The organism is Pseudomonadota bacterium (assembly GCA_010028905.1).
In the GTDB taxonomy this organism is placed as follows: Bacteria; Vulcanimicrobiota; Xenobia; order RGZZ01; family RGZZ01; genus RGZZ01.
The window spans coordinates 1-2,250 of sequence record RGZZ01000659.1; the positions used below are offsets into that span (position 1 = coordinate 1).

A 2,250-nucleotide genomic window follows, 5' to 3' on the forward strand; every position below is an offset into this window, starting at 1 on the left:
GGGCCCCAGGTGAAGGTGAAGCGCGTCGAAGACATCCCCATCGTCACGAAGACCCCCTACGACGCGCGACTCGACGTCAGCGCGGCGGTGAACGCGGCCCTCGCCCGCGCGCGCAGGAACGGCAGGCGCGTTCTCCTCGACTTCGGCGCCAACTGGTGTCCCGACTGCGTGCTGCTGGCCAACGTCATGCGCCTGCCCGAGGTCGACGCCTTCGTGCGCGATCACTTTGAGGTGGTACTCATCGACGTAGGTCGATTCGACAAGAACCTCGAGATCGCGAAGCGCTTCGGCGTGAAGGGCAAGCTCGAGGGCATTCCCTCGGTTCTCGTGCTCGACGCCAGCGGGCGCCTCCTCAACCCCGACCGCATCGCCGCGCTGGCCGACGCGCGTTCGATGACGCCCCAAGGCATCGCCGATTGCGTTGCGGGCTGGGCACGCATCACGCCCGCGAAGCGCTGAGTGCAGCGCTACAGGCGGGCGCGCCACGTTATCCCCACGAGGGCGTAGGGGACACGTGCTTGTCCACCACGAGACCGTGGGGGACACGTGCTTGTCCACCACGAGGCCGTGGGGGACACGTGCTTGTCCACCACGAGGCCGTGGGGGACAAGGCGCATCTGGATGGCGGACAGCTGCGTGAGTGGCTGCAGGCAGCCCTGCGGGACGTCGGTCCTGCGGAGCTCGTGCAGTGTCACCTGAGAGGCACCCCCGCGACACTCGCCAATCGGATGATCTTTTCGAGGATGGAGACCGGGCCGAGGGGGCATAGGCGAGTTCGAAAGCGAAGCCGGTGCTGAACACGAAGCCAGGGCCACTGCGTGGCCTGCAACCTCAGCGCGCCCGACCTCAGTGGAAGATGGCGTGGAGAATGGTCGTGCCCAGGTAGCCCACCGCGCCGATGGCCCCCACGATGGGGGCGGCGGGACCCGTCGCCGGACTTGCGATGAGCATTCCGCCGAACACCGTCTTGAGGCCGCCGGCAACCTGATCACGGCTGGCCTGGCGCGTCATCTGACCCAGACGCCCGTGCACCGCGTCGTAGTCTGCCTTCACCTCTTCGCTCACCTGACCGCTGGCGTCGGCATTGGCGGCCAGGGCGTCAGCGGCCACGTGATCGAGCTCGACGACCTGGTTCTTCGTCACCACGCCCTGGTGGATGTCGGTGACGCCATCGACGACGGCGATACCACCGGAGACCACCGAGAGCACCGCGGCCGTTCCCGCGGCGGCTTTGGCCGATTCGGCCAGCGAGAGGGCCTGTGCCCCCTGGGCCTTGGCCTGGGCGCCCAGCGCCATGGCTTTCGCGAGGTTTCCGGACGCAGCCGCGCCCTGGGCGAGGGCCGCGGTGGCGTGGGCGCTGGCGGCCAGGGCCGTGGCAGAATGGGCTGCTTGCAGGGCGGTGAGGGTGTGGAAGGCGGTTCCGGCAAGGGTGAACGTGCTCCCCACCTCGAGGGCCAGCTGGGTCGGACGGGGGCCCTGCGCCACCTGATCCGGCGGCGCGGTGGGCTGAGGCGTGAAGGCTGCCGCGTCGAAGGTCACGGGCGCGGTCGCGCCGTCGAAGAGCGTCCCGCTGAGCAGGCGCTCAGAGAGCGACGAGACAGCAGGTGCACTATAGGCCTGGGCTACATCGACAGTCGTCTGCTGGGGCGTTGCTGGCGCCGTGAAAGACTGTGCGGATGTCAGTGCCGCATCACGCGTGAGCGTCGTGCCGCTGAAAGATGCCAGCGCCTCCGCGCCGGTGAGTGTCGTGCCATCCGCGAAGGCCACCAGCGTCTCCGGTGCGGGCGCCTCGGCCGTCTCCGGCGGATTCACCACGGCGGAGACCTCGGGCATGAGGTACCGCGTGCTCATGTGATTCACGCGCACATGCGCGTTCACCGCTGCGGTGATGGGGTGATGCGCGGCCCACGTCGGGTCGGTGACCACGACGGCGCCCTGGGGGATCTCCGCGGGGACGGGCGCGGGTGCGACCTCTGCAGTCTCCGCGGGCGCGGGCGCGACCTCTGCAGTCTCCGCGGGCGCGGGTGCGACCTCTGCAGTCTCCGCGGGCGCGGGCGCGACCTCTGAAGTCTCCGCGGGCGCGGGTGCGACCTGTGGAGCATCCGTTGGAGCGGGCGCGACCTCGGCCGGGGCGGCCAGCGAAGGCGCGGGGGCAACCTCAGCAGGCGCAGGCGGCGCGGGCAGCGGCGCGACCTCGGCCGGGGCGGCCAGCGAAGGCGCGGGGGCAACCTCAGCAGGCGCAGGCGGCGC

Annotated in this window: 2 protein-coding genes; one reads left to right on the plus strand and one right to left on the minus strand. The window is 70.5% G+C overall.

From position 1 onward, the window contains the following. On the plus strand, window positions 1-459 hold a 459-nt coding region (locus EB084_24030), incomplete at its 5' end, for a thioredoxin family protein (GenBank protein ID NDD31332.1). 387 nt (window positions 460-846) lie between these two features. Here the strand turns inward: EB084_24030 and EB084_24035 are convergent. Continuing rightward, on the minus strand, window positions 847-1,926 hold the full coding sequence (locus EB084_24035) for a hypothetical protein (protein ID NDD31333.1): 1,080 nt from the start codon (window positions 1,924-1,926) through the stop codon (window positions 847-849). Between the last annotated feature and the right edge of the window lie 324 nt (window positions 1,927-2,250).